The 26,487-nt window shown below is 62.8% G+C and carries 23 protein-coding genes; 7 read left to right on the forward strand and 16 right to left on the reverse strand.

The window, feature by feature from the left end; all coding sequences use genetic code 11:
• The first annotated feature begins 31 nt into the window (after positions 1 to 31).
• Positions 32 to 1,282: a glycosyltransferase family 87 protein gene (locus M1E05_RS02575; protein WP_461165179.1), complete on the forward strand. Its 1,251-nt coding sequence runs from the start codon at positions 32 to 34 to the stop codon at positions 1,280 to 1,282.
• Positions 1,263 to 2,585, forward strand: a complete 1,323-nt coding sequence (locus M1E05_RS02580) for a glycosyltransferase 87 family protein (RefSeq protein WP_461164343.1) — start codon at positions 1,263 to 1,265, stop codon at positions 2,583 to 2,585. Before M1E05_RS02575 ends, M1E05_RS02580 begins: the two co-directional genes overlap by 20 nt.
• Here M1E05_RS02580 and mptB read toward each other — a convergent pair.
• From mptB to M1E05_RS02605, 5 genes are all read right to left on the reverse strand, one after another.
• Positions 2,582 to 4,180, reverse strand: coding sequence for a polyprenol phosphomannose-dependent alpha 1,6 mannosyltransferase MptB (gene mptB, locus M1E05_RS02585; protein WP_458112327.1), 1,599 nt, complete (start codon positions 4,178 to 4,180; stop codon positions 2,582 to 2,584). The two genes, M1E05_RS02580 and mptB, sit on opposite strands and share 4 nt — an antisense overlap.
• A gap of 172 nt (positions 4,181 to 4,352) precedes the next feature.
• The gene (locus tag M1E05_RS02590) at positions 4,353 to 4,583 is read right to left on the reverse strand and encodes a hypothetical protein (RefSeq protein ID WP_461164344.1); all 231 of its coding nucleotides are present in this window, start codon (positions 4,581 to 4,583) and stop codon (positions 4,353 to 4,355) included.
• A 127-nt stretch (positions 4,584 to 4,710) separates the two neighbouring features.
• A complete protein-coding gene (locus M1E05_RS02595) occupies positions 4,711 to 6,003 on the reverse strand; it encodes an RNA polymerase sigma factor (protein WP_461164345.1) in 1,293 nt (430 codons plus the stop codon).
• 29 nt (positions 6,004 to 6,032) lie between these two features.
• A complete protein-coding gene (locus M1E05_RS02600) occupies positions 6,033 to 6,392 on the reverse strand; it encodes a YciI family protein (RefSeq protein ID WP_458112324.1) in 360 nt (119 codons plus the stop codon).
• Positions 6,393 to 6,542: 150 nt separating this feature from the next.
• Positions 6,543 to 7,358 (reverse strand): methyltransferase domain-containing protein, encoded by an 816-nt coding sequence (locus M1E05_RS02605; RefSeq protein ID WP_461164346.1) that lies wholly within the window; start codon positions 7,356 to 7,358, stop codon positions 6,543 to 6,545.
• Between the two features lie 111 nt (positions 7,359 to 7,469).
• Here M1E05_RS02605 and M1E05_RS02610 point away from each other — a divergent pair, with 111 nt between their 5' ends.
• Together M1E05_RS02610 and M1E05_RS02615 are read left to right on the forward strand one after the other, a co-directional pair.
• Positions 7,470 to 8,216, forward strand: coding sequence for a response regulator transcription factor (locus M1E05_RS02610; protein ID WP_461164347.1), 747 nt, complete (start codon positions 7,470 to 7,472; stop codon positions 8,214 to 8,216).
• 77 nt (positions 8,217 to 8,293) lie between these two features.
• On the forward strand, positions 8,294 to 9,676 hold the full coding sequence (locus tag M1E05_RS02615) for a sensor histidine kinase (protein WP_461164348.1): 1,383 nt from the start codon (positions 8,294 to 8,296) through the stop codon (positions 9,674 to 9,676).
• A gap of 43 nt (positions 9,677 to 9,719) precedes the next feature.
• Here the strand turns inward: M1E05_RS02615 and M1E05_RS02620 are convergent, their stop codons facing one another.
• The 3 genes from M1E05_RS02620 to M1E05_RS02630 all read right to left on the reverse strand — a co-directional run bounded on the left by M1E05_RS02620 (position 9,720) and on the right by M1E05_RS02630 (position 12,908).
• Positions 9,720 to 10,475: an SDR family NAD(P)-dependent oxidoreductase gene (locus tag M1E05_RS02620; protein WP_461164349.1), complete on the reverse strand. Its 756-nt coding sequence runs from the start codon at positions 10,473 to 10,475 to the stop codon at positions 9,720 to 9,722.
• A gap of 87 nt (positions 10,476 to 10,562) precedes the next feature.
• Entirely contained in the window at positions 10,563 to 11,888 is a 1,326-nt protein-coding gene (locus M1E05_RS02625; RefSeq protein WP_461164350.1) for a DUF4241 domain-containing protein, read from the reverse strand.
• A gap of 99 nt (positions 11,889 to 11,987) precedes the next feature.
• Positions 11,988 to 12,908: a helix-turn-helix transcriptional regulator gene (locus tag M1E05_RS02630; RefSeq protein WP_461164351.1), complete on the reverse strand. Its 921-nt coding sequence runs from the start codon at positions 12,906 to 12,908 to the stop codon at positions 11,988 to 11,990.
• Positions 12,909 to 13,134: 226 nt separating this feature from the next.
• Between M1E05_RS02630 and M1E05_RS02635 the strand changes: the two genes are divergently transcribed.
• Together M1E05_RS02635 and M1E05_RS02640 are read left to right on the forward strand one after the other, a co-directional pair.
• The gene (locus tag M1E05_RS02635) at positions 13,135 to 14,544 is read left to right on the forward strand and encodes an MFS transporter (RefSeq protein ID WP_461165180.1); all 1,410 of its coding nucleotides are present in this window, start codon (positions 13,135 to 13,137) and stop codon (positions 14,542 to 14,544) included.
• Positions 14,545 to 14,756: 212 nt separating this feature from the next.
• Positions 14,757 to 15,743 carry an SGNH/GDSL hydrolase family protein gene (locus tag M1E05_RS02640; protein ID WP_461164352.1) on the forward strand — a complete coding sequence of 329 codons (987 nt, stop codon included), beginning with the start codon at positions 14,757 to 14,759 and terminating at the stop codon, positions 15,741 to 15,743.
• A 113-nt stretch (positions 15,744 to 15,856) separates the two neighbouring features.
• On the opposite strand, the gene M1E05_RS02645 is transcribed toward M1E05_RS02640, so the two are convergent.
• From M1E05_RS02645 to M1E05_RS02655, 3 genes are all read right to left on the reverse strand, one after another.
• Positions 15,857 to 16,474: a DUF305 domain-containing protein gene (locus tag M1E05_RS02645; RefSeq protein WP_458112316.1), complete on the reverse strand. Its 618-nt coding sequence runs from the start codon at positions 16,472 to 16,474 to the stop codon at positions 15,857 to 15,859.
• Between the two features lie 80 nt (positions 16,475 to 16,554).
• On the reverse strand, positions 16,555 to 17,028 hold the full coding sequence (locus M1E05_RS02650) for a hypothetical protein (protein WP_461164353.1): 474 nt from the start codon (positions 17,026 to 17,028) through the stop codon (positions 16,555 to 16,557).
• A gap of 94 nt (positions 17,029 to 17,122) precedes the next feature.
• A complete protein-coding gene (locus M1E05_RS02655; protein WP_461164354.1) occupies positions 17,123 to 19,081 on the reverse strand; it encodes a copper-translocating P-type ATPase in 1,959 nt (652 codons plus the stop codon).
• A 9-nt stretch (positions 19,082 to 19,090) separates the two neighbouring features.
• Here M1E05_RS02655 and M1E05_RS02660 point away from each other — a divergent pair, with 9 nt between their 5' ends.
• Positions 19,091 to 19,285 (forward strand): hypothetical protein, encoded by a 195-nt coding sequence (locus M1E05_RS02660; RefSeq protein WP_461164355.1) that lies wholly within the window; start codon positions 19,091 to 19,093, stop codon positions 19,283 to 19,285.
• Positions 19,286 to 19,562: 277 nt separating this feature from the next.
• Here M1E05_RS02660 and M1E05_RS02665 read toward each other — a convergent pair whose 3' ends face one another.
• From M1E05_RS02665 to M1E05_RS02685, 5 genes are read right to left on the reverse strand one after another with little or no spacing between them, the layout of a single operon-like run.
• Positions 19,563 to 21,752 (reverse strand): RICIN domain-containing protein, encoded by a 2,190-nt coding sequence (locus M1E05_RS02665; protein ID WP_461165181.1) that lies wholly within the window; start codon positions 21,750 to 21,752, stop codon positions 19,563 to 19,565.
• 22 nt (positions 21,753 to 21,774) lie between these two features.
• Positions 21,775 to 23,304: an arabinosylfuranosidase ArfA gene (gene arfA, locus M1E05_RS02670; RefSeq protein WP_458112311.1), complete on the reverse strand. Its 1,530-nt coding sequence runs from the start codon at positions 23,302 to 23,304 to the stop codon at positions 21,775 to 21,777.
• The gene (locus M1E05_RS02675) at positions 23,286 to 24,611 is read right to left on the reverse strand and encodes a family 1 glycosylhydrolase (RefSeq protein ID WP_461164356.1); all 1,326 of its coding nucleotides are present in this window, start codon (positions 24,609 to 24,611) and stop codon (positions 23,286 to 23,288) included. The genes arfA and M1E05_RS02675 overlap by 19 nt, the downstream gene beginning before the upstream one ends.
• On the reverse strand, positions 24,608 to 25,492 hold the full coding sequence (locus tag M1E05_RS02680; protein ID WP_458112309.1) for a carbohydrate ABC transporter permease: 885 nt from the start codon (positions 25,490 to 25,492) through the stop codon (positions 24,608 to 24,610). Before M1E05_RS02680 ends, M1E05_RS02675 begins: the two co-directional genes overlap by 4 nt.
• On the reverse strand, positions 25,492 to 26,454 hold the full coding sequence (locus M1E05_RS02685; protein ID WP_458112308.1) for a carbohydrate ABC transporter permease: 963 nt from the start codon (positions 26,452 to 26,454) through the stop codon (positions 25,492 to 25,494). Before M1E05_RS02685 ends, M1E05_RS02680 begins: the two co-directional genes overlap by 1 nt.
• Positions 26,455 to 26,487 lie beyond the last annotated feature (33 nt).

A 26,487-nucleotide genomic window follows, 5' to 3' on the forward strand; every position in this document is an offset into this window, starting at 1 on the left:
AAGCTGCAGAAAAGCCCTGATCCCGGAAAAGCTGGAGCGGCGCTTGAACACGCCCTCAGGCCTGCTGTGGGGCTATGTTGTTGTCCACCTTTTCTTCCTGGCGTACATGTTGACGTTCGTGCTCCAAGGCCAGGCCTTCAGCGACACCAACATCTACCGCGACTGGGCCGCCGGAGGGTTCCGCGAAGAGAACCTGGCCGGGCTGCCCAGCCCGTGGGTGTACCCGATTCTGGCCCTGCTCCCCATCGCTATTGCCGGCATGGCCGGGCCCGGGCCGTTCCTGCTCATCTGGGTGCTGATGATCATCGCGCTCAACGCGCTCGCGGTTGGGCACCTGACCAAATGGGGCAAGAACACCGCCGCCCTCCCCGCCGCCTGGTGGTGGCTCAGCTTCATCTTCCTCATGGGCTTCCTGGGATTCGCCCGCGTGGATGGTTTAACGGCCCCGCTGGTTCTGAGCGCACTTCTCTTCGGAGTCACCCGCCCCTTCGCGGCCTCTCTGCTCCTCAGCATCGCCACCTGGATCAAGGTGTGGCCTGCTGCCGTTGTCCTGACTCTGCTCACCGTCGCCAAGCGCCGGTTGCACGTGCTGGCTGCCGGAGTTCTGGTGACAGCTGTTGCCGTTGGCGGCGGCGTAGTGTTTGGCGTTGCCCCCAAGCTGCTGAATTTCCTGACCGCGCAAGGGGATCGGGGCATGCAGCTCGAGGCCACCTTCACCACGCCGTGGCTGTGGCTGAGCGTACTGAATACGGGCAGCTCCCGGATGTACATGAACACCGAGATCAACTCCATGCAGGTTGATGGTCCCGGGACCGAGATCATGTCCTTCCTCATGCAGCCCTTGCTTGCCCTTGCTGCCGTCCTGGTCGCAGTGCTGATCTTCCGGGCACTGCACGCTGGAAACCGCATCGGGGTGTCGGACCGCAGCGAACTCCTGCTGGTCGGAACACTCACCATGACCACTGCCTTTGTGGTTTTCAACAAGGTGGGATCACCCCAGTTCATGGTGTGGCTGGCTCCTGCTGTTGCGGTGGGATTGGCCAGTCATTGGATCCAGTGGCGGGTGCCGGCGGCCATTCTGATCGCCATCGCTGTGACCACTTACTTTATCTATCCGCTTTTCTATGATGCCTTGAGTCACAACAACCCTCTGATGGCGCTGGTTCTGACCATCCGTAACGTCCTTTTGGTGGTTCTCTTCTGCTGGTCCGTGCGACGTCTCTACCGTCTGAGCAAGCATGCACCTGAGGGTGAAGTTGCCGATGAAGCCGAGGCCCGCTGACATGCTGCAAAGGGTTGGCCACGGACTGACACGCCTTCGTGACAAGGTCCTCACACCGGCTGCGGTGAAGTGGCTGAGCAGGCCTTCCTCCGTCTGGTGGGGCTTCGCGGTTGTCCATCTCTACTTCCTGGGCTGGATGATGTCCTTCATTCTCAAGGACGAGATGTTCAGCGACACGCTGCAGTACCGGGAATGGGCCGTGAACGGTGCCAACCCCGGAAACGGTGAGGCGTCCATCAGCCCCTGGGTGTACCCCGCGCTGGCGCAGCTGCCCATTTACTTCTCCAACATCGCCGGGCCGGACCAGTACCTGCTGGTGTGGACGCTGATGATCACGGCCCTCAATGCAGTGGCTCTGGCTTACCTGATCCGCGGCGGCAGACGTCCTGAGGGAATTGCTCCAGCCTGGTGGTGGCTGGGCTTTACCGTGTTCATGGGATACCTCAGCTTCGCCCGTGTAGAGGGAATCACTGCGCCCATCGTCCTGATTGCTTTGCTCTTCGCGGCCCGCAGGCCCGCGGTTGCCACCGTTCTGCTCAGCATAGCCACCTGGATCAAGGTCTCTCCGGCGGCAGTCCTGCTGCCGATCCTGATTGCCAGCAGGGATCGCGTGAAAATCATCGCCGCCGGTATTGCCGTGAGCGCAGCCGTAGTGGTGGGTACGTATTGGGCCGGCGGCATCAGCCACCTGTTCGATTTCCTCACCAACCAAGGCGAGCGGGGGATGCAGCTCGAGGCCACATTTTCCACTCCCTGGCTTTGGCTGAGCGTCCTGAACATCGGCGACGCAAAAATTGCGGACAACGTGGCCATCAACTCCTCGGAGGTGTATGGCCCCGGGGTTTCCATCGCAGCCGTTCTGATGCAGCCTCTGTTCCTCGTGGCCGCGGCGGCCGCTGCTGTCCTGTTGATGTGGGCCCTGCACAGGGGAGCAGAGCGCGAAGAGCTGTTCCTCGAAGGTGCGCTCATGATGACGGCGGCGTTCATCGTCTTCAACAAGGTGGGTTCACCGCAGTTCATCATCTGGCTCGCTCCGGTGGTGGTCGCGGGCCTCACCCATGACTGGAACCGCTGGAAGGTGCCCGGCGCCCTGCTGATGTCCATAGCAGCGCTCACCTTCGTGATTTATCCCTTGTTCTACACACCGCTGATCCACGGACACCCGCTTATTGCCCTGGTCCTTACGGCGCGGAACGTGCTCCTGGTGGTTCTCCTGTTCTGGTCCGTACAACGCACGCTGGAGTTGGCGGCCCGCAAGGGCCGGCCAGTCGAAGCCGCCACTGCGGGACGCTCGCAGGACTAGCTTGGAATGTCCTCGGGGCGGCGCTGGCGGGACAGCAGCGCTGCCCTGGCGGCCGGCGTTACCAGGAGCTTCCGCGTTTTCTTGTCTATGAACAGCAGATAAAGGACGAAGGCCAGGGCGACGAAGAAGGCCAGGGTGGAGGCCTGGTAGTCCAACTCAACGAATCCCCACACCGAGAGCTGGTCCTGGGCACCGAACACCACAAAGAACGTGATGATGACGTAGACGGTCCAGATCTGCCAGTCGTCCCGGATGCCCGTTACAGCGAGCAGGGGGATGAACCAGAGGACGTACCAGGGCTGGATGATCGGCGAAAGCACCACGATCGCGGCGAAGCCCAGAGCCATCCTCCGGATGAGCCTGGAGTGGTCTCCCCTGAACATCAGCAGGACAACCAGGCCCACCCCGGCCCATTTGAGCAGTGACCGTAATCCCGAGGCGAGCATTCCGCCGTCGAGCCCCAACGCATTGGCCAGGCCCTCCACCTGCTGGCCGAGGAAGCCTGACGGCGAATAGCCGGTGTAACCTGGCGTCGGATCCGTGATGGCCGAAACCCAGCCCATACCAAGCCCGAACGGCAGGCCGCTCACTGCCAGCACGCCGAAGCTGATGGCGGCTGTCAGGAACCAGTACCAGAACTTCCGCCCCCAGCCCGCGGCCTGGCCCGCCCAAAGCAGGCCAATAAAGGGCAGGAGAACTATGGAAATGGGCTTGATACCAATGGAGGCCGTGACCAGGAGGACACCCCACAGACCGCGGTTGGTGGCCGCGAAGTATGTGCCGGCCACGGCAAGTCCCACCATGAGGGCGTCGTTATGGGCGCTGGCCACAAAACTGATCAGGAAGAGCGGATTAGCCACGGCTATCCACAAGGCCCGGCCGCCGTTGATTCCGTGAAGCTGCGCGAGCTTGGGGATGTAGACCATGCATAAGACCACACCGGCAACGGCGATCAGGCGGAACAGGAAAACCGAGAAGTCGGGCTGCGCTCCCGTGATCTGGACCACCAGGCCCTCAAGCCAGAGAAAGTACGGTCCGTAGGGCGTCCTGGCCTCGGCCCAAGCGGGGTCAGCGCCGAGGGCAAACCAGTTACTGAGGGCCGAGATGCCGGTGTTGTAGGGGTTGAGGTTTTCCTGGACCAGCCGCCCTTGCCCGGTGTAGGCGTACACATCGCGGGAATAGATGGGCACGGCAAAGAGCATGGGAGCTGACCAGACGGCGATAGCCCAGGCGACCGATCTCAGCGATCCCGGCCCCCAATTCCCCAGCCGCTGTCCGAGGCGAAGCCAGGAGCGCATCAGCATCATGGCGCCGAGCGTGAGCAGCAGGGTTGCGGTGGTGACTCCCCAGCCTTCAGTGCGGAGGGCAATCACCAGGGGGTGGCGGATCATCGGGGAACCGTTTGCGATCCATCCTGTGCCGATGGATCCTACGAACATCATGAGGGAGCCCACCAGACCCTGAAGGATGGCCCAGTAGGCGCGGGGAGGAGCCTCGACGGGGATCTCCCCTGTGCCGGAGCGGGAGGGCTGACTCTCCTCTACTTGGTGCTCCACCTGACCTCCGGTGCCCTTGGACGAATTGGCGGACATCATGATGGGGAACTCTCGGATGGGCTAGGCTGAACCGACAGCGAAGGCGGTTCAGACGACCCCCAAGCGCAGCTCCATGTTAGCACCGAGCCTCCGCCTGCCATTGTCATTTGACAGCCCGACGCCGTCCATTACGCTCGGCCGGCCGCGTTCGGTCCCTGAGTCAACGCTGGGCTCAACTCCCCGAAGTGTGGCTGTCCTGGCCGCCTTCCGTCAGTTCACTTTCGGTTTCAGGGCCGCCGTCGTCGTCGCAGCCGGTCTGATTGATGAGCGAGCTGGCCTGTGTGCCGCCGCCAAGGTGGAGGCCTGTGCTGGCGGTGGCGGGAAAGGCGGTTGGCATGGTCAGTCCCGTTCCGATGCTCAGGGCGAGCAGCACGCCGGCTGTTGCCCGGACGATCCTTCCCATCTCAGCCCTCCCATCCTTTGCCTCCTGTAATCAGCATTCAGCAGTGGGTTGTGGACGCACCCTGATGGGGCTGAGCAGGGGCTGTGAAGATTTGCAGCCCTTCGAGTTCCAGGGGCGAAATCAAGTCCTAGCCCAGCCGGGCCGCCCGTGCGGCAAGGTAACGGCGCTCGGGGAGGCTCGCCGTGGAGCTTGCAGCGCGGAGATAAGCCTCACGCGCCCCCGTGGCATCGCCGGTCAGTTCGAGAAGGTGTGCACGTACTGCATGAAGGCGGTGACTGCGCGTGAGCTGAGGATCTGCTTCGACGGTGCCCAGCACCGCCAAGCCTGCGAGCGGTCCCTTCACCATGGCTACCGCTACTGCCCGGTTCAGCGTGACCACCGGGCTTGGCGCGATCCGCTCCAGTACGTCGTAAAGCGCCAGGATCTGGGGCCAGTCGGTATCTTTGGCCGTTGGTGCTTCGTCGTGGATGGCCGCGATGGCCGCCTGCAGCTGGTAGGGACCCACCGGGGCCTTGCCCAACGTGCTGGTCAAGAGCCCAACCCCTTCCCGGATCTGGGCGGTGTCCCAAAGACTGCGGTCTTGTTCAGCGAGCGGCACCAGGCCGCCGTCGGGCAGCGTGCGGGCTGACCTTCGGGCATCCGTCAGCAGCATGAGTGCCAGCAGGCCGGTTGTTTCGCCCCTCGCCGGTGATGTTGCCGGGATGACGTCCAGCAGCAGACGCGCAAGTCGGATGGCCTCGCCTGTCAGGTCCGAGCGCTGCAGGGAACGCCCTGAACTCGCGGCATACCCTTCATTGAAGATCAGGTATAGGACATGCTGGACGACGGCGGTCCTCACCATGACCTCGTCAGGTGCCGGCGGCTCGAACCGGGCACCGGCACCGGTGATGCTTCCCTTGGCCCGGCTGATCCGCTGCGCCATGGTGGCCTCGGGAACCAGGAAGGCGCTGGCGATTTCAGCAGTGGTCAGGCCGCCGACGGCACGAAGGGTCAGGGCAAGCTGGGACGGCGGCGAAAGTGCCGGGTGGCAGCATAAGTACAGCAGCGTCAGTGTGTCATCGGCGTCAGGTGACACCCCGCCGTCGTACTCCTGGTGCTCCCAGACAGGCTCCCCGGGCCTGGACACAGCTCCGGAACCCTGCAACGCAGAAGTTTCCAGGGCAAAGGTTTCTTCCCGACGCCGGCGGGCGCTCTCGCTGCGCCACTGATCCACCAGGCGTCGCCCGGCGACAGTCAGCAGCCACCCGCGTGGATTATCCGGGATGCCGTCCCGGGGCCAGCTGAGGGAGGCTTCCAGCAGCGCCTCCTGTACCGCGTCCTCGCACGCATCAAACTGGCCGTAGCGGCGGGCAAGCGCGCCGAGGACCTGCGGCGCGAGGGTGCGCAGCAGGTCCTCCAGGGAACGGCTTCCCAATTCCACGTGTTTCGGCTTTCCCGCCTTACCGGGGGCTAGACATCCGGGGGTCCGTCCTGGACGGCCCTCAGTTCCACGGTGCCGGCGTATTTGACAATGCTGGAGCAGATCTCGATGGCACGTTTCTCGCTGGCCACATCGACTACCCAGTATCCGATGAGTGATTCCTTGGACTCGGCATAGGGACCGTCCGTGGTGATCACGCCGTCGTCAGTCTGCTTGACGAGTTTCGCGGTACTGCCGTCAGCCAGCCCGGCATTGAACACCAGCTCGCCGGAGTCCGTGAGGTCCTTGTCGATCTGGATCATGAACCCGATCATTTCCTGGATCCATGCCGGATCGGCCGTTTGCATCATGGTTTCGCCCGAACCGAACATCATGATCATGTATTTCATCTCTGGCTCCTTGGTTAGCGGCACCTGTTGGTGGTGCCTTCATGGATAGGTCGGAGCTGCAGCTTGGTTCTCTACATGCTCCGGGACATTTTGTGAAAAAGTTCGACGGCGGTTTCGGGCCGGGCGTTCGCCTCGCCGCCAGGCCCGGGGTCACGCCCGGGCGATGACCTCACCGTTGGGGATCAGGAACCAGCCGTCGTCAGTGGAGCCCCACCGGTGCCACCCGGCGGAGAGCCGGGTTAGGTCGGCTTCCTGGGCGAAGCCGTACTCCAACGCCTGCTCCGCGAAGGCCGAGTGCAGGACCCGCTCACTCCAAACCCGTGCCTGCCATCGCCGCTGCTGACCAGTGGCGTACAGCCAGTTGCTGCTGCTGGGCGCGACGTCGGTGAAGCCTGCGCCCTGGGCCCACGAAACAAGCCTGCGCCCGGCGTCCGGCTCCGCCCCGTTCCGGCGGGCAATCTTTTGATACAGCTCCATCCACTCATCCAGTTCCGGGATGGCGGGGTACCAGCTCATGCCGTGGAAATCTGCGTCGCGCACCGCCACGATCCCGCCGGGTTTGGCCACCCGCCTCATCTCACGCAGCGCTTCCACGGGGTCGGTCAGGTGCTGGAGGACCTGGTGGGCATGGACGACGTCGAACGTTCCGTCTTCGAAGTCAAGGTCGTAGATGTTCCCGGCGACGAACTCGACGTTGTCCACGCCGCGTTCTGCGGCGAGCGACCTGGCCTGGGCGATGATGTCAGGGGACCTGTCCAGCCCGGTCACTTTGCCAGGGGCAACCAGGGCGGCGAAATCGCACGTGATGCTTCCCGGGCCGCAGCCCACGTCCAATACCGATGAGCCCACGGCGAGATGGGGGATGACGAACGCTGCCGAGTTCTCTGCAGTCCGGGACGCATGGGCGCGCACGACGGATTCGTGGTGGCCGTGGGTGTAGACGTCGTCAGGCTGCTCGGCACTCATAGTGAAACGCTACCCCCGGTGCCTTCGAAAGGAGCGCAACCCGGCACATCACATTGTGGGCCCAGCGCTTACAGTGAAGGAGGAAATCCAAGGGATGAAGGAAGAGAACGCATGTCTGAAGGTCCGCGTCATTCCCTCTCCGACCTGCCGCGCCTGGCGCATCCCGATGGAAGCCCCATCCGTGCGCTCGTTGTCGACGACGAAAAGAGCCTCGCCGAACTGGTGGAGATGGGCCTGCGGATGGCCGGCTGGAGCGTTGCCATCGCCAATGACGGGCTGTCCGCTGTAAAGATTGCCCGGGATTTCCGTCCGGACGTGCTGGTCCTTGACGTCATGATGCCAGGAGCCGACGGACTTGAGGCGTTGCGCAAGATCCGGGTCTTCGCTCCCCGTATCCCCGCGCTGTTCCTTACTGCCAAAGACGCGGTTGAGGACAGGATTTCCGGATTGGCTGCCGGCGGGGATGACTACGTCACGAAGCCGTTCAGCATGGAGGAACTGATGCTGCGGCTGCACCGCCTCGTTCAACGGTCCGGGGTGGCCGCCTCCGATTCGGCCGAGCTGGTTGTCGGTGACCTCGTGCTGAACCTGGAGACGCGGGACGTGACCCGCGGCGGCGACGAAATATCCCTGACAGCAACGCAGTGGGAGTTGTTGCGCTTCCTGATGGAGAACCCTCGCCGGGTTGTGAGCAAGAGCCAGATCCTGGACCAGGTGTGGAACTACGATTTCGGCGGGCAGGCGAACATCGTCGAACTCTACATCTCGTATTTACGGAAGAAGATTGACGCCGGGAAACCTCCGATGATCCACACAGTCCGCGGTGCCGGGTACGTCATCAAACCGGCTGCCCAGTGACGCAGCCAAGCAAGCCGGGGCCAAAGCCGGCGGCGGCAGGGGTGCGGAGGGGGTGGCATCTTCGCACCAAGCTGGTTGTGGCAACCCTTGTTTTGCTGACGTTGATCTGCGCGGCGATCGGTGTGGTGAGCCATGTTGCCATGAATGCCTACCTGACAAGTGAACTGGACGGCGGCCTCGTGGCCGCTGCCGAGCGCGTGGTGCGTCCGCCCGGGGGAGGGCCGCGGCGGCCCTCTGTCCCGGATCCTTCAGAAGCCCGCGGGCAGCGCCCAGGCACCTTAAATGCTTTGTTCCACGACGGCGCCGCGAGGGTTTCCGCCGTCGTGCAGGACGACGGCAGCACCAAACCGCTGACTGCGTCCGACCTGGAGGTTGTGTCCAGGCTGACGCCTAATTCGCCGCCCGAGGAGACGGTGCTGTCCAGCGGCCGGTACCGGCTGGTTTCCGCCATCGTCCCGAACACAGGGAACATCCTGGTTACAGGACTCTCGACGGCGGACCGGGACAGTACGCTCGCTTCCCTGGACGGGACTATAGCGGCCGTTTCACTGTTCGGGGTCCTCCTGACAGGCCTGGCGGGCACCCTGATCATCCGGAGATCGCTGCGGCCGCTGGAGGAATTGTCCGCTGTTGCAACCTCCGTGACGGAGCTCCCGCTTGCCTCCGGGGAAGTCGCCGTGAACGTCCGCGTTCCTTCCACCGCGGCGCAACCCGGCACGGAAGTGGGGACGGTGGGAATCGCTCTCAACGAAATGATCGACCACGTCACCTGGGCCCTTAAAGCCCGGCAGGATAGCGAAACCCGGGTGAGGAGTTTTGTGGCCGACGCCAGCCATGAACTGCGAACGCCTTTGACGTCCATCAGGGGGTACACAGAGCTCGTCCTGATGGGGGACCGGCTCCAGGACGCCGACAAGGCAGCCTTGAAGCGCGTGGCCAGTGAATCCGAGCGGATGTCTTCCCTCGTGGAGGATCTCCTGCTCCTTGCCCGCCTTGACGAAGGGCAACGCGGTGATCCAACGGAAGTGGATCTGACGGAGCTGGCAGTCGAGGTGACGAGTGACGTTCAGCTGTCCGCGCCGGACCACGTTTGGACTCTGGACCTGCCGGAAGATCCTGTGCAAATTACCGCAGTCGAGTCTGAGATCCGTCAGGTGCTGATCAACCTCATCGCCAACGCGCACAAACACACTCCGCCGGGGACGACCATCCGGACAACCGTCCGGAAGGAGGGCTCAGTAGCCACAGTGACCGTTTCGGACAACGGGCCAGGGATAGAAGACGCTTTCCTCGGCAGTATCTTCACTCGTTTCAGCCGGGCCGACACAGCCCGATCCGGCACCGGCAGCACAGGGCTGGGACTCGCCATTGTTCAGGCTCTGGTGCACGCGAATGGCGGGACCATCAGTGTCACCAGCGAGCCCGCGAACACTCGCTTTACGGTGACACTTCCGGTTTAGGCCGCGGCCCCGGGTTAGCCTGCGGCCCTGCCTTTAGGCCTCTTCACTGCGCTGGCGGGCGTAGGCGCAAAGCCTGCATGCCGCCGTCGACGGCTACGGACGTTCCGGTGGTGGAACCGGAGCGGGGGCTGACCAGGTAGGCAACCGCGCCTGCCACCTCCTCTGCGGAAATCAGCCGGCCGTGGGGGTGGCGCGCTTCAAGGGCGGCGCGTTCCGCCGCAGGGTCCGGGGCACCCTCCAACAGGCGGGACACCCACGGCGTGTCAGTCGTCCCGGGATTGATGCAGTTCACCCTGATGCCTTCACGGAGGTGGTCCGCCGCCATGGCCCGGGTCAGCGAGAGCACCGCACCTTTGGTGGCGGAGTACAGAGCCCGTTGTGGCATGCCTGCCGTAGCGGCAACGGAGCACATGTTAACGATGACTGCCGACGGCGACTTCCGCAGCGCTGGAAGCGCCGCACGGCTGACCCGCACCATGCCCACGACATTGACGTCCCACACCCGGTGCCATTCGTCGTCGTCGTTATCAGCCACGCTGCCTTGCGCACCGATGCCGGCGTTGTTCACCACTATGTCCAGACGGCCAAACTGCGCCAGGACGGCGTCGACGGCGGCACGGACCGAGCCGTCGTCGCTCACGTCGCAGACGGCGGGGAAGGCGCCCCGTGCTGACCTGGTGGGATGGCGGTCCAAAATGGCGACCTGGGCCCCCAGCGACTGGAGCCTGCCCACGACCGCATCGCCGATGCCGGATGACCCTCCTGTAACTATGGCCACCAGGCCCTGTAGTTCGCTCATGCGCCGATCCTCTCCTGAGCGGGAGTGTCCTGTTTCACTCAATCAATTTAGCGGGGGGCGACGTTATCCATCCCTGCCAACCATGGGCTAGATGTGCCGGTAGCCAAGATACTCAGTGACCTCGAGGACGGAGCCGGGCGGAGGAGGCACGTCCGGGTTCCACGTCTTGCTGGAGGTGCCTCCCGTGATGAAGGTGCCGAGATGGTTTCCGTCCACAAGGAGCTCACCGTCCGGTGCCAGCACTCGGAAGCGGATGTCCTCACCCCTGTTGCTGACTACGAACGAGCCGCCTTTCGCAGTGATCTGCAGTTCGTGACCGGCGAGTTCCGGAGTGCTGACCGGACCGGGTTGGAACGGAACGCTGCTGGTGCGAAGGATGTTCTCTGCGAGCACCTGGAAATCGACAACGAGTGAGGTGAGAGTGCCGTCGGCGGCCAAACCCCAGTAACAAGGGTAGGCCCCGTCGCCATACCCGCTCGTGACCATGACCGCATCCACCACCTCGCCGGCGAGGCCGAACATTGTGCCCGGTGTCTCTATAAGCCGTTCCACATGCTCTTGAAACATCGCATGGACGCGCTGGGCCTGACACATCACCAGCGACCCGACGTCGAGGAGGGCAACGTTACCGGCATCGACTCCCACATTGTATGTGCCGTCGGTGAACTCGGCGCGGTGCCAGCTGACTGCGGGCGCCTCGGACAGCAGCAGCCGTACTGCGACCGTCACGCCCGACACCGTGGCAACTTCGATGGCGTACGTCCCCGGCGTTATCCGTCGGGCCAGGGGGACGAAGTGTGCGTCAACGAAACCGAAGTCCAAGACCGTGAGCACGCCGGAGGCGCAGGTGATCTTGCCAAGGTGGAGGACGTCGAGCCGCGCCGGTTCGCCAAACGGTTCCACCATCCTGCCCGCTGTGAATAGTCCCGGAAAGTCCAGCTCCAGGTGTGCCGGCAGATCGTGCAGGGCAGCGCGGGCTGAGGTCCTCTGCATGAGTGCCTCGGCCACAGCGGGATCGACCAGCGGTTTGCCGGGCGGGTCCAGGAAGGTCGAGATGTGGGAGATCCTCCACCCGTCGTCGCCGCGCAGCAGCTGGTACTCGTGGTAGTAGGTGGTGTTCCCTGCCGTTTGGATGACCGAGCGAACCGTCGCCGTGTCCTCGGCGACCTCGACGTCGGTGATCTGCTCGGCGGCGGGGTCGTGCGCAGGACTGGAAGACAGTGCACCTTCTTGGCCGGTGCGTACTCCTGGGGCGCAATGGGTCGCGACCAGTTCGGCCAACTCGCCGGTCCAGACTTGGAAGGCCCCTGGATCGAACGAGAACATGCCCGGGGACTTGCCGGACCGCTGCCACCTCGTGTGGAAGTCGGCCACGAAGGCATCGATTCTGCTGCGGACCTCATCCTGAGTCATAGCACACACCCTAGCGAGACATGGTTGCGTCTACTAGAAACCTCCAGGCTTTTCCGGGCGCTGGCCAAGCTCGAACAGGTACTGCCGTCCCGGCTTGCGTCACCGTATCAACGCGCTGCAGTCTGTGGTTGTACCGATGGCCACCCCGGAACTGGTAGTTCTGGCTGCTTTGGGCTCATCTGTTTCCGCGCGCAGCAACTGCAGGGCTTCGGCTGCAGGGGTCCCGGGATCAGCGGTGTACATCAGAATCCTGTGCCCTGACTCGTCACTTTGGGCGAGGACTTCAAAGTTCAGTTCAAGGGAACCCACTTCAGGATGGTGCATTGACTTCAGGCCTGACATGCAGTTCTCCACCGGATGGTTAGCCCACAACGTGGCGAACTCCGGGCTCTTTACGGTCAGTTCACCCACCAGGGCTGCCAGTTCAAAATCGTCTGAACTCATCCCGGCCAGGAGGCGAAGGGAAGCGACGGCACGCCTCGCCTCCTTCTGCCAGTGCGGGTAGAGCTCCCGCGTGTGCGGATCCAGGAACAGCATCCGGGTCATGTTCGGACGAGTTGATGGCTTTTCCGGCGCCTCCAGATCCAGATGCCCGGCAACCAGCCGGTGGCCAAGCGGATTCCATGCCAATACTTCGCTGCGGCGGCTCAACACAACCGCAGGAATAGTAAACATAGAGCGCACCAGGCGCACAGTTCCCGGACTGGCCTTGTCGGGTTTGGTCATTGCGCGACGTCTAGTTTTGCCGGGCCGGGCAAGGTTGAACAAGTGTGTACGCTCATCGGTGTTCAAGCCCAGGGCCCGGGCAATGGAACCGATGACCGATTCAGAGGCATTGGTGCTCAGGCCCTGCTCCAGCCGGGTGTAGTAGGTGTTACTGACCCCGGCCAGCATGGCCAGTTCCTCCCTCCGAAGCCCGGGCACCCTGCGGATACCGTAGTTCAAAAGACCGACGTCCTCCGGCTGGAGGGCCGCCCGGCGGACGCGAAGGAACTCCCCAAGTTCGTTCAGATTACTCATGAGCCCAGTCTGCCGGTAACAGGAGTAGTTGTCCTGTCACTGGCAGGGGTACCCACAGCGGGGTGTGGTTGATCTTGCTGGATTCCTCAAAGCTGAGGATGCCGCCCGCAGCCTTGGCGGCTCGGATAAGTAGACAAGGACCACTCTCATGACCACTCAGCCCGAGACCATCGATCCAGACACACTACTGAGGCCGCCTACTCCCAACACCTCATCGATTCAGGGCATGAGCGGCAAGCAGCGGCTAGCCCTGATCGTGCTCCTGACCGCAAGTTTTACGCTCGCCGTCGACTTCTCCATCCTCAACGTCGCCCTGCCCACTATTGGCGCCGACGTCGGCTTCAGCCTGGAGAACCTGCAATGGATCGCCACGGCATTTTCCCTTTGTGCTGCGGGCCTTACCCTCCTGTTCGGCAGGGTCGCCGACCTGGCAGGCAGGCGCAAGATGTTTCTCACAGGCATGGCCCTGCTGGGCGCCGCTTCGCTGATGGGAGGTCTGGCGATTGACCCCGCGATCCTGCTGATCGCCCGTATAGGCCAAGGCGTTGCCACGGCTATGGTCGTCCCTGCGGCCCTGGCACTGTTGCTGGGCTCATTTCCGGAGGGCCCACTACGGGACAAGGCACTGGGCCTCAACGGGGCGCTGATGGCGGCCGGCTTCACCGCGGGCGCCATCCTGGGCGGGCTCCTCACCGATACCTTCAGCTGGCGCTGGGCGTTCTTCATCAACGTCCCGGTTGCAGTTGCCGTACTGGCCATTGCACCGGTCGTATTGGCCGAGAGCAGGCCAACAACCAAAACAAGGCTGGACGTCCCCGGCGCAATCACCGTCACCTTAGGCCTCCTTGCCCTCGTATTCGGCATGACGCATGCAGCAGAGAACTCCTGGACAGACCCGCTAACGCTGGGTTCGTTGGCAGCGGCAGCGGCGATGTTCCTTGCCTTCACCGCCGTGGAGCGACGGGCAGAATTCCCACTCGTGCCACTGGCGATCCTCAGGCGCTCCACCGTCGCCTGGGGCAACACCGCGGGTGTTCTGGCTTTTGTGACCGAAACCTCTCTGGTGTTCCTGCTGACCCTGTACCTCCAGCAGGTGCTGGGTTACACCCCACTGGGCGCAGGGCTAGCGTTCGCCGTGCTGGGACTGGGAACCGTCCTGGGCGGAATCCTCGGCCCGAAGATCATCGGCAAGGTGGGGCACAAACGGGCTATCGTTTACGGCTTCCTCGTCCAGGCCATCGCGACAGCCTCCCTGGTCATGCTGAGCAACGACCCCGCCTCCATCGCGCTGCTTCTGGCCGCCACCTTTGTGGGCGGTGTTGCCAACCTGGTTGTCATCGTCGGCTTCATGGTCACAGCCACCTCCGGGCTGCCGGAGGGGGAGCGGGGACTCGCCACTGGTTTGGCCACCATGAGCCAGCAGATCGGCATCACTATGGGCATCCCCATCATGAGCGCCATTTTTGCCGGACAGTTGGTCGCCCGAGGATCAACCGATGCCCCGGCCGTTCTCAGTGGCGTCACCCTCGCAATCTGGGTCAACGCAGGCATGTGCCTTGCCACAGGGCTGGTGGTCGCAGCGTTCCTCAAAAAGCCCGCGGCCGTTCAGAAAAACGTAGCTGCCCCGCGAACTTGAGCTTTAGTTGTGTGTTCCTTCCTTGATGCTGTGAAGAAACAGATGGGTCCTTGAGTGGTGCACGCAAAAATTCCAGCAAGGGGACCCAGGTTAGGGAAAGCACTAAAGGGGTCCGGGCGCTAGGGGAACTGACCGGGGGGGGCAGGGTGTTCAGAATATTGCTATCAAAGGACTCCAGGAAACAAATCGAGGGATCGTCCGCACTTCGGCTGGTGCCTTTGTTGCTGGTCTGCTGCCTGCTCCTGTCGCTATCGCCATCATTGCCGGTCGAACGGGCATCAGCCACCGTAACCAGCGGAAAGCTCGCCATCATCGGTGATAGTTTCGGGTCCGGGTACATGCTTCCGGATCCGTCCAAGCGGTGGACTACCCTCTACGCCGCCAGCCGGGGCGCAGTGGAGATCAACAAGGCTGTGCCCGGCTCCGGGTACATAAATCGTGGCGCAGGCGCCACGTTCCTTCAACAGGCGCAGGGCATTCCGGCAGATACAGAGACTGTCCTGATCAGCGGTGGAATCAATGACGCAAGCCTGAACCGCCCGAATGCCGAGCTTGAAGCCGCCGTCCGCGCCACCCTGGAAGCTGTGAAGCTGGCGGCCCCAGCCGCTCAGATAACGGTGATTTCCCCGATGTGGATCCACAGCACACCGTCCCCGCAGCTCCTCCAGGTGGACGCTGCAATCCGTCGCACCCTGCCCTCCACCGTCCCATACGTCGAAGGCGGACCTTGGCTGAGGGTGGGACGCCCTGAATGGAACTACTATGACGGCCATCCCAATGAGCGGGGCCACGCTGTAATCGCGGGCTGGGTTCAGGACAACCTGTCGGGCGGCATTCCACTCGGTGCCGCGTTCGCTGATTTCGCCCGCCCAGGCAGTGCTGACACAGCGTTCACTGGGATAGGCGGTGTCAACCTCGCTGAGGGGACCATCCGAGATGCGCGCCGGGGATGGTGGAAGCTCGACGGGGACGCAGTCCTGTATGGATCAACTGCCGGTTTCCTGTTCGTCTCGGCCAATGGGAAACGGGATGCAGTCCGGAGCGACCTGGCATCGTTGCTGAACTATCAGCACGACGCCCGCATCTACCACCCTGGCGGTGACCTCCATGTTACCGTCGGCTATGCGCCCAACGGGCAGGCGCGGGTCTTAGCCAACGGCGGCACCGCGATCAGCGCCCAATGGGATGGGGCGACCTAGTCTCCGGCGAACAACAGCAAGCCGGGCTGCAGCCGCCGCTGCCCGCCGGTGGGTCCTGGAACGAACGACGGCGGGCAGCGACTAACAGCGCAGGCTCGGCCTGCGGCGGCCGGTTAGAGAGTGCCCAGCAGGTTCCGCATTTCGACGATCTCCGCTTCCTGTGCAGTCACGATCACCTTGCTGAGATTCACGGCGTCCGGGTTCGCTCCGTCTGTTGACTCGGCTTTGGCCATTGTCACAGCGCCTTCGTGGTGGGTGATCATCTGGTTCAGGAAAAGCTTCGCAGCTTCCGTTCCCTGAGCGGCTTCCAGCTGTGCTAGGTCCGCTTCGCTCATCATGCCCTCCATGCCGTGACCGGAGTGGGCCGTTGCGGATTCGTTCCAGCTCTTGAGCCACCCGGTCATCGTTTCAATCTCCGGGCCTTGGGCGGCCTTGATCCTGGCGGCCAAGTCCCTCACCGGAGCCGGGATATCCTGCTTTTCCAGCACCATGTCGCTCATTTCCACGGCTTGGGCGTGGTGCGGGATCATCATCTGGGCAAACACCGTGTCGGCCGCGTTATGGAGCACGGCTGTCGCGGTTGCACTGCCGGACGGAGAGGCGGCCGTGGTGCTGTGGTCCATGCCGGGCATGTTGTGCCCGCCGGATCCGGAATCAGCAGCACATCCGGCAAGGGCAAGAGTGGCGGCGAGGGTGGTGGCGGACAGGGTCAAAAACGTCTTCTTGTTCATCAGTCGGATCCTTCAAGTTTGATGTGGCGCTTTGCGCCGTCGGGATGGTCCAGGTCATCGTTGCGATCGAGTGCCTGTTTTTACGTCCGACTGATGGACAGTTCGCCTGGAGAAAGGCTGGATGGATAGAAGTTCCAGTGGACAGCAGCACTGTTCGCAGGTCTGGCATTGGTGTCGGCCCCCACCCAGGTGCGGCCTGGAAACGGTGCGGCCAGGGAGGTTGTGTTCGTTGAGAGGGTACACGACGCCGGGGTCCCCTCCATGCTGGTGCAATCACCTGAGCATGAGCACTGGTCCCAGAACGACGCGGCGGTCACGTCCGGGGCCGTTGCGTGGAGGTGGCCTGCCGCATCATCGTGACCTGCCGCATCGTGGTGCGAGGCCGGGTCATGGTGCGAGGCCGTCAGCTGATGAGTTGTTGCGTGATGCTGAGCAGAGTGCGCCGGGCTTATGACGTGCATACCGAAGATGCCGCCGATGATCCAGAGGACCGCGGCGAGCAGGCCTATCTTGCGCAAGAATGCAGTGGCATCAAGAGTCCGGTCCCGGGTCATGGCGTTCCCTCCTTCCAATGATGCAGGCGGTTTCAAGGCTACCGTTCTGAGCAGCTGCCTTACTGTTAATCAACTAATCAACGTCGGCGGCAGCTCACCGGACGTGGGCGGGGCTCAGTTTCACGCGCCGCAGCAGTTGCGCATTCAACGCAACCACGATCGTCGAGGCTGACATCAGGACAGCACCGGCAGCAGGGGAAAGCGACACGCCAGCGAATGCCAGCACTCCGGCGGCCAGGGGGACGGCGAGGACGTTGTAGCCGGTGGCCCACACGAGGTTCTGCCACATCTTTCCGTAGCTAGCGCGGGAGAGGTCCACCATCGAGAGGACTGCCCGGGGGTCGTTGCCGGCAAGAACGACTCCCGCCGACTCCATCGCGACGTCAGTGCCGGCGCCGATGGCAATGCCCACCTCTGCCCGCGCCAGAGCGGGCGCATCGTTGACGCCGTCGCCCACCATTGCAACTTTCAGCCCGCGGGCCTGCAGCTCTGCCACTTTCTTGTCCTTGTCCGCCGGAAGGACCTCGGCGAAGACCTCGTCAATACCCAGCTCGGATCCAACGGCCTGCGCTACCTGCTTGGCATCTCCGGTGATCATGGCCACCTTGACGCCACGGTCCTGCAGCGCCTTCACGGCCTGCCGTGATTCGGTGCGGACGGCGTCCTCGAGAGTTACGGCGCCAAGGACCTTTCCGCCGTCGACGACGTGCAAAACGGCAGCGCCGCGGTCCATCCAGACTCGGGTAGCCTGCGACAGCTCTTGAGGCTCGGTGATTCCCAGTTCGCGGAGCAATGCGGGGCCGCCCACCTGAACGCTGCGGCCGTCAACCGTGGCTCGAACGCCCCTCCCTGTCAGCGACGTGAAGTCTGTGGCCTGGGGAATGTCCAGTGATTCCCGCTGAGCGGCACGGACCACTGCACGGGCCACCGGGTGTTCGCTGTCGGACTCAACCGCGGCAGCCAGCGCCAGCAATTGATTCCGGCTGACACCGTCTGCACTTGCAGCGTCCTTGAGCTCAGGCTCTCCTTTGGTAAGCGTTCCCGTCTTGTCGAACAGGACGACGTCGACCGTCCGCATGCGTTCCAGGGCCATCCGGTTCTTGATCAGCACACCGGCCCGGGCCGCCTGTTCGGTGGAGATAGCGATGACCAGCGGGATGGCAAGGCCAAGAGCGTGGGGGCAGGCGATCACCAGAACGGTGACGGTGCGGGTGACGGCGTCGGGGACGCTCCCGAGCAGCGTCCAGGCGATGAACGTGATGATGCCCGCGACGGCGGCGAAGTAGAAGAGGAAGGCTGCTGCTCTGTCCGCGAGAGCCTGGGCCCTGGACGACGACGCCTGTGCTTCCGCGACCAGGCGCTGGATACCGGCAAGGGCAGTGTCTTCGCCGACGGCCGTAACCCGGACCCTCACGGCGTTGTCCGTAGCAACCGTTCCGGCGATGACCTGGTCATCCGGGGCGCGCGTAACAGTCTTTGACTCGCCGGTGATCATGGATTCGTCGAACTCGGCTTGGCCATCGATCACAGTGCCGTCCGCAGGCATCCGTGCACCGGAGCGGACGAGGACGACATCACCGGCCCTGAGTTCGGAGACGCTGACCGTTTCAGTACCTGATTCTGTGACCCGCTCGGCCTCGTCAGGAAGCAGTGCCGCCAGGGCATCAAGGGCGCCTTGGGCAGAACCAAGGGCACGCATTTCGATCCAGTGCCCCAGCAGCATGATCGCTACGAGCAGGGCCAGTTCCCACCAGAAGTCGAGGTCGAATCCGCCGATGCCAAGGCTCGTGGCCCAGGACGCTACAAAGGCAACGCTGATGGCCATGCCGATGAGCAGCATCATGCCGGGGCGTCTGGACTTCAGTTCTTTCAGGCCGCCCGTCAGGAATGGTTGGCCGCCGTATAGAAAAATGACTGTTCCCAGTACCGGAGGGATCCAGCTCGATCCGGGAAAGACCGGTGCCATGTAGCCGAGCAGATGCCCGACCATCGGGCTGAAGTACACCACTGGCACTGACAATGCCAGGGTCAGCCAGAACCTGTTCTTGAACATGGCGGTGCTGTGTCCGGCATGCTGGCCGTGGCTGTGCACCACGTGATCATCGTCCCGGCCGTGTGCCTCATGACTGTTGAGGCCATGAGTCGCGGGGCTTTCAGTCGTCTGGTGACCGTGACCATGATCGTGGTGCTGATGCCCACTGTGGTCGTGATGCTGATGGCCGTCCGCAGCGGCCATGGCGGTTCCGGGGGTCGTTGACTCCTGCAGTCCTTTTGCGTCTTCTGTTTCGCGCATGTCAGGTCCATTCCTAGAAGAAGTTATGGCGCTGGGGTTGAACGGCTGTGACGGCCGGACTTCCGGCCTGGACATACCACTTCACTGACAACACGCTCAATATACCCCTAGGGGGTATCGGGCACAAGCCCGGGGTCAACCACAACCATCAAAACGACGAGGAAGGTCCCTGCCCATCGTGGTGGACAGGAGCCTTCCCCGCTTTGTCGACTCTTTCTTCGCAGTGTGCCCTAATGGGTTGCTATTGAATGCCTTCGCGTACAAGTTTCCATTGCTGGCAAGTGAAGCCGTTGGCGGTGTATTGCTGCGCGATGGCTCCGTCGGCAGTGGAAGCGCCCGCTATTTCAAGCAGCTTTCCGCTGTTGGCATTCACGAGTTTCCACCAGCCGCCGCTGACGGTGGGTGACCAGACCTGGGTGGCATTCCCGGTCGGGCTCCATTGTGTTGCCTGCACTCCGCTTGCTGTTGCGGCAGAGCCGATTTCGAGCAGTTTGCCGCTGTTGACGTTTGTCAGTTGGATTCCGCCGGTGGCCTGGCTGACGTTCCACAGTTGGGTGGGGTTGCCGGTGTCGCCCCACTGTCCGGCCCCTGCACCGTCAGCGGTGGAAGCTCCTAGGATTTCCAGTGATTTTCCGCTGTTGCGGTTGACGATGCGAAATTGCGGGTCCAGTCCGGCGGATGCGCGGTAGACGTGGAGAGTGTCCAGCTCAGCGAATGAGCCCGCCTTGCTAAAGGAGACGGTGTTGGTTCCCGCGGCAAGGGTGGCCGTCATCTGCGCCCAGCCGTAGCGTCCCCAGTCGACTGTGGCCGGGTAGTTCAACGTGCTCGCGGCTCCTCCGTTGACTTTGACGAAGTGGGAGCTGGTGGCGCCTGTTCCGTTGGAGTAGCGCATGTTTAGGGTGTAGGCTCCGGCTGCCGGCACCCTGACAGTGAACGTGACGGAGCTGCCGGTGTTGTTGATGTTGCCGACCTTGGCCCCATTGGACGTATCGGGGTCTGTGACCAGGGCCGTATCCTGACGTACTGCGCGTTCGGCTTCGTACTGTTGAGCGTCCAAGGGGATAGAGCCGACTCTGACGTCGTTATAGGTAGTGGTGAGGTTTTCGACGTTGGCAGCCTGGTAGAGGGTTCTCCCGTCGACGCTGGTATCGAATCCTTGCGCGAATCCGGTGAAGGAGCCGCCCTGGGTGTCGGTGGCATCATAAGTGACGGCGAACGGCAGGCGTTCCCACGGGCCGTCGCCGAGGTTGTAGTTGACGTAGAAGTTCTGGCCCCCGTCGATGGTTCCGGAGGCATCCAGGGACCACTTTGAGGCGATGATTACCATGCCCTTTGGACCGCCGGTCGGGACCCATTTGACGTAGGGGGACGATCCTATTCCCCGGCCGTCCTGAAGGGCTACTTTGGTGCCGATGCTGGCCTCGGGGGACCAGTTCAGGCCGTCCGGTGAAATCTTGAAGTAGACGGGAGCTGTGTTCTGACCCTGGCTTGGGCGGTTCACCACTTCGAAAGTGGCCAAGTAGCGGCCATCCTGCATTTTGGTCACGGTGATCATGCCGGGGCGGTCGCTGTTGTTCGGCGGAGCGGATACGTTGGCCAAGGCACCCCAGGTGAGACCGCCATCGGTGGAGCGGCGGTAGGACACTGCCTGCAGCACGCCGTTGGCTTTCTGTCGTTCGTCGGAGAAGTAGGCGACGAGGCCGCCCAGTCCATCGATGGCGAGCGAAGGCTCCCACACGGTGGTGGTGGAGGAGGTGGGGCTCGGGTCGTACACAGCCGGGCCGCCGGAGTCGATGGTGCTCTGGAAGGACCAAGTGACTCCCTTGTCCAGGCTCTTGTAGACAACGAGTCTGCTGCTCGACCTGTCCTCTGGCATGATCATGCCTGCGAGCAGAACGGTCCCGGCCGGCAGGTTGCCCACTTGTTGGGGCAGTTCAAAGAGGTATGGCTGAGCGGTACGGGTCAGCGCGGGGAAGTTGATGCTGGGATTTACATCGGAGATCTTGGTCCACGTGGTTCCGTTATCGGTGCTGCGGTGGATCGGGTAGGTCTGTACTCCGTTGGTCAGGACCAGTTTGTCGAACGTTGCCAGCAGTGTTCCGTTGGCGGTTCCGTTGTTCTTCAGCGTGATGACTTTGGGGTACGTGGTGCCAGCAGCGCGACCGCCCTCGGGGTTGAACGAGGAGCCCGCTGGTGGGGAGTAGACGAGGGCGCCGTTTCCCGTGGTGACTGCCGATGCCGGAGTCGCTGCGGTGAATTGTGCTGTAGAACCACCAAGAGGACCAGCAGTACGCCGGCTATGAGCGGTCTGGCTCCTCCCGGCCCAGCAAAGTAGCGGGGCATGGTTGAACCTGGCGAGACATGTTTCATTCCTTCTCCGATGTGTGTTTTTGGGGGATGCGAGCGGCGGGCGGGGGAACCTGAATCGCAGTGGGCGCCGCGGGTCTAGCTTCCTAGGCCGGCGCGGGAGTGTTGGTCAGGAGGAGTGCGGTCCAGGATACGGGGGGCAGCGTCAGGGTGATGGAGCCTGCCTGCTGTTCGATCCCTTCCAAGGGTTGGAGCTGCACGCGTTGGGGGTTACTCAGTGTGTTGGCTGCTAAGACGTCGGAGTCCGTCAGGGTCTGTGCGTCCATGATCTTTACGTTTCCGAGGTGGCTGGTGTCGATGGTGACTGTCGACGGCCCGTGGGTGCTGCGGTTCACCAGGAAAACCGATGCCTTCCCGTCTGCGGGATCGTAGCTGGCAGCCGCATCAACAATACGGACAGTGCCGTGCATGGCAGTGTCGTAGGTTTCGCTTTCCAGCCCGGTGTCGAGAGCGGATCCGCGGGTGTTGTTGGAGGTCAGAGCGAACGGGAAGAACGTGGTCTGTTTCCAGGCCGGTCCGCCTGGTTCGGTCATGATGGGGGCGATGACGTTGACCAGTTGGGCCAGGGATGCGGAGGTGACCCGGTCGGCGTGGTTGAGGAGCGAGATCAGCAGGTTCCCGACGACGACGGCGTCCGCGACGGTGTAGGTGTCTTCCAGGAGACGCGGGGCTACAGGCCAGTTGTCGATTCCTGTGATTTTGTCGACTTTTTCGAAGCGTTCGTTGTACCAGACATTCCATTCATCAAAAGAGATGTTCAGGGTTTTGTTGCTGCCGCGGACGGCCTTGATGTGATCTGCGGTGGCCGTGACGGAGTTGATGAAGCGGTCCATGTTCGCCGCCGATGCGAGGAAGCTTCCGAGGTCATCGTTCTTGATTTCGTAGTAGGCGTGGCAGGAGATGAAGTCGACGTCTTCGTAGGTGTGGTTGAGGACGACGCGTTCCCATTCGCCGAACGTAGGCATATCGGCGCTGGATGATCCACAGGCAACAAGTTCGATGGAGGGGTCCAGCTGGCGCATGGCCTTGGCGGTTTGGGAGGCGAGCTTGCCGTAGTCTTCTGCACTGCGGTGCCCGATTTGCCAGGGTCCGTCCATTTCGTTGCCGAGGCACCACATCTTTATGTTGAACGGCTTGTCCCGGCCGTTGCCGGAACGCTCGGACGCCAGTGCTGTGCCGTAGGGGAGATTGCAGTACTCCAGCAGCTCCAAGGCTTCCTGGGTTCCTCGGGTTCCGAGGTTGACGGCAAGCATGAGTTCGCTGCCGATTTCTTCTAGCCAGCCCGCGAATTCGTGGAGTCCCACTGCGTTCGTCTCGGTAGAGTGCCAAGCGAGATCGAGTCGCCGCGGGCGTTGCTCGACGGGACCGACGCTGTCTTCCCATTTGAAGCCTGATACAAAGTTGCCGCCGGGGTAGCGGATGGCGGAGATGCCCAGTTCCTTTACGAGTTCCTTGACGTCGTTTCGGAATCCGGCTGTATCGGCGTGTTCGTGCCCGGGTTCGTAGATTCCGTCGTAGACGCTGCGGCCGAGATGCTCAACGAAGGAACCAAACATGCGGCGGTTGATGACACCGATGGTGCGCCGAGGATCAAGGGTCAGGCGTGCAGTGGCCACGGGCTTCTTTCCTGTTCAAGGACGACTACGGAGTTTGGGGTGGTGTCGGCGATGGCCTTGGTTGCGTGGTGCAGGAATCGGTCCGCTACGGGGTTTTTGACGCGGTGGAGGGTACCGATTTCATCCGGCACCAGGTCCCACAGGCCCATGGTCAGCCGGTAGTGTTCCAGGGGTTCGGTTCCGTAGCGGTAGGTCCATTCGTACATGTCCGTGACGGGCCACCAGGTGTAGCCGACGATGTTCTGTCCAGCGGCGCGCAACTGCTGCACGCATTCCACTGACGCGTCTAACCACTCCAGGCGCCGGTCGTAGGAGCCGGTGAGGCATGTTTCAGTAAGGGCTACCGGGGCGCCGTACCGCTGCCCATAGTTGGTGAGGACATCGGCCAGCCCTTCGGTCCAGTCATTGCGGACCGCGCGCGGGTCGGAGATGTCGCCGCGCCGGGGTTTCCCGGCTTCGAGCAGTTCCGTGGAGTGCAGGGGATAGTAGTTCACACCCATGACATCGGGAAGCACGACGTTGTCCTGGTGCCAGCTCAGGTCGTAGTCCGTCATCCCATGGCGGCTGAGCCATGACGCGAGCTCGTGGTTGGCGTTCACCTTGCCGGTGACGAGGTCTTCAACGAGGTAGGAACGCGCAGTGAGGTGCCGGATTTCCTCGTCGTGCGCGCCGTCAGCGGAGTCGCTAACGAACCGGAAACCGGCGTCTACATGGGTGAAGATCGCGCGGTCCCCGAGGACCTCTGCCATGTTTTGCTGGGCCAGGACAAAGCCCTTGGACAGATTGCATACCAGGGCGACCAGCCCATCGTCCCCTGACAGGTACGGTGGCCAGTGTCCGAACTTGCCCGAGAACAGCGTGTGGATCATTGGCTCGTTAACAGGGGTGTAGTCCACTACTGTGTCTGCGTAGCGGGCGGCGACGCGGGCGGAGTAGTCCGCGACGCGTTCGGGGTAGCTGGAGTTCAGGAACTGGTTGTCCAGCCAGGTCGGGGTCCCGTAGTGCATGAGGTCCACCAGCGGCGTGAGTTCAAGTTCGGCGAAACGGTCCATGACTTTGTCCAGCCACTCCCACTTCCACACTCCCGGTTCGGGGTTGATCCGATACCAGGGGATTCCCCAGCGGAGGAATTCGCCGCCGGCTTCCTTGGCCAGGCCAAGATCCTGGTGCCAGAACCTGTAGTGCTGCGTGAGGTCGTATTCGTCAAGGGAGCGTTCCCCGGGGCGCTCCTGGGGGATGAACGTATCTTCGATGCCGAGGCCGAAGTGCAGACGCCCGTCTTGGTACCAGTTCAAATTTCTACTCACTTCAATCCGGTGGTGGCGACGCTTTCGATGAAGCGGCGTTGGACAAACATAAAGATGGCGGCAAGGGGGAGGATGGCCACGAGGGCTCCTGCCATCATCACGCCGTAAGGGACGATTCCGCCTGGGCCGGTCAGGAGGGTCAGTCCCGAGGTGAGGGTGCCCATGTCCTTGTCTGTGGTGAAGATCAGCGGCCAGAGCAGGTCGTTCCAGTTGTTGACGAACACGAAGACGCCCAGGGTCAGGATGGCCGGCATGGCATTGGGCAGGATGATGTTCCAGTAGACCCGCCACTCGGAAGCGCCGTCGATGCGGGCCGCGTTATCTAAATCCCTGGGCAGGGAAAGGAAGAACTGACGCAGGAAGAAGATCCCGAAGGCGTCCGCAGCCCGGGGGATGATCAGGGCGGCGAAGGAATTGACCCACCCGAGGTCGCTGGCGAGCTGGTAGACCGGCACGAGAGTGGCTTGGAACGGGATCATCAGACTGGCGATAATGGCGATGAGCAGGAATTTCTTGCCGGTGAAGTCAATCCTCGCCAAGGCATAGGCAGCCAGGGAGTCAAACAACAGGGCAAACAGCGTGACGCCGCCTGCGAAGATGAAGCTGTTGGCGATCAGCCGCGCAAAGGGCAGTTCCTGGAAGATCCTTGCGAAGTTATCCAGCGTCCACTGACCCGGTACGAGCGTGGGCGGGAAGGCATTGACCTCGGCGGCGGGCTTGAAAGCCGTGAAGACAATGATTGCGATGGGCAGCAGGATCACCGCGGTGGCCAAGGCCAGCAGTGCGACCACCAGAGCGCGGTTGAACGTGGACCGTTTCGGGGCACGCATGCCGGCTCCGGCGAACCGGGAAGCCAGACGTGGGCGGAGTGTTGTGGACATCAGTCACCTTCCCGTTCGCGTTTTCCGAAGAAGACGAACTGGATAACGCTCAGCAGCAATGTGGCGGCGAGCAGTACATAGGACAGCGCGGAGGCGAAACCGACGTCGAGCTTGCGGAAGCCGGACGTGTAGATCTGCATGACGACGGTTTCGGTGTGGCCGTATGGGCCGCCGCCGGTCATGACGTAGATCTGGTCGAAGGCCTGCAATGCGGCGATGAGGGCGAAGATCAGGACGAACGCGGTGGTGTTGGAGAGCATCGGCATAGTCACATGCCGGAAGCGCGTCCAAGGTCCTGCTCCGTCGACGCGGGCGGCCTCGTAGAGGCTTCCGGGGATTTCCTGGAGTCCGGCGAGGAAGATGACCATGTAGAAGCCGAAGCTTTTCCAGACGGCGACGAATGCGACGGCCGGCATGGCAAGGACGGGATCCTGCAGGACGTTTCCAATCCGGATTCCGGCGTTACCAAGCCAGTAGTTCAGCAACCCGACCTGGGGGTCGATCAGGTAGGCCCAGGCGATAGCGGCGACGGCGAGGCTGATGATGAATGGCAGGAACAGGGCGGTGCGGAAGAATCCACGGAATGGCAGCCTAGGATCGTTCAGCAGCAGGGCCAGGGCCAACGCGAGGGCCACCGCCGTCGGTGTAAACAACAGTGCATAAAGAGCGGTATTGACGACGGCGTTGATGATGACGGGGTCGGTGAAGATACGGGCGTAGTTCTCAAAGCCCACCCATTCCTCTTTGCCGAAGCCGCTGGCGTCGGTGAAGGACAGGCGGAGAGCGGAGAACATGGGCCAGGCTGTGAAGGCGCCGAGGACCACGAGGGCCGGGAGAAGGAATGCCAGCGCCTGGAAGTTCTTGCGACGCTGGCCGATGGCAGGGTTGCGGCGGCCGCCGAGGGGCGCGGGAGCCCGGTACCGCCGTGTCTCCAGCGGTTTTTTGTGCACTGTCGTGCTCATGGGGAGCTTCTTTCTAAGGATGCGGCGCCCGGG

The sequence above is a fragment of the Arthrobacter sp. R4-81 genome (genome assembly GCF_054792365.1).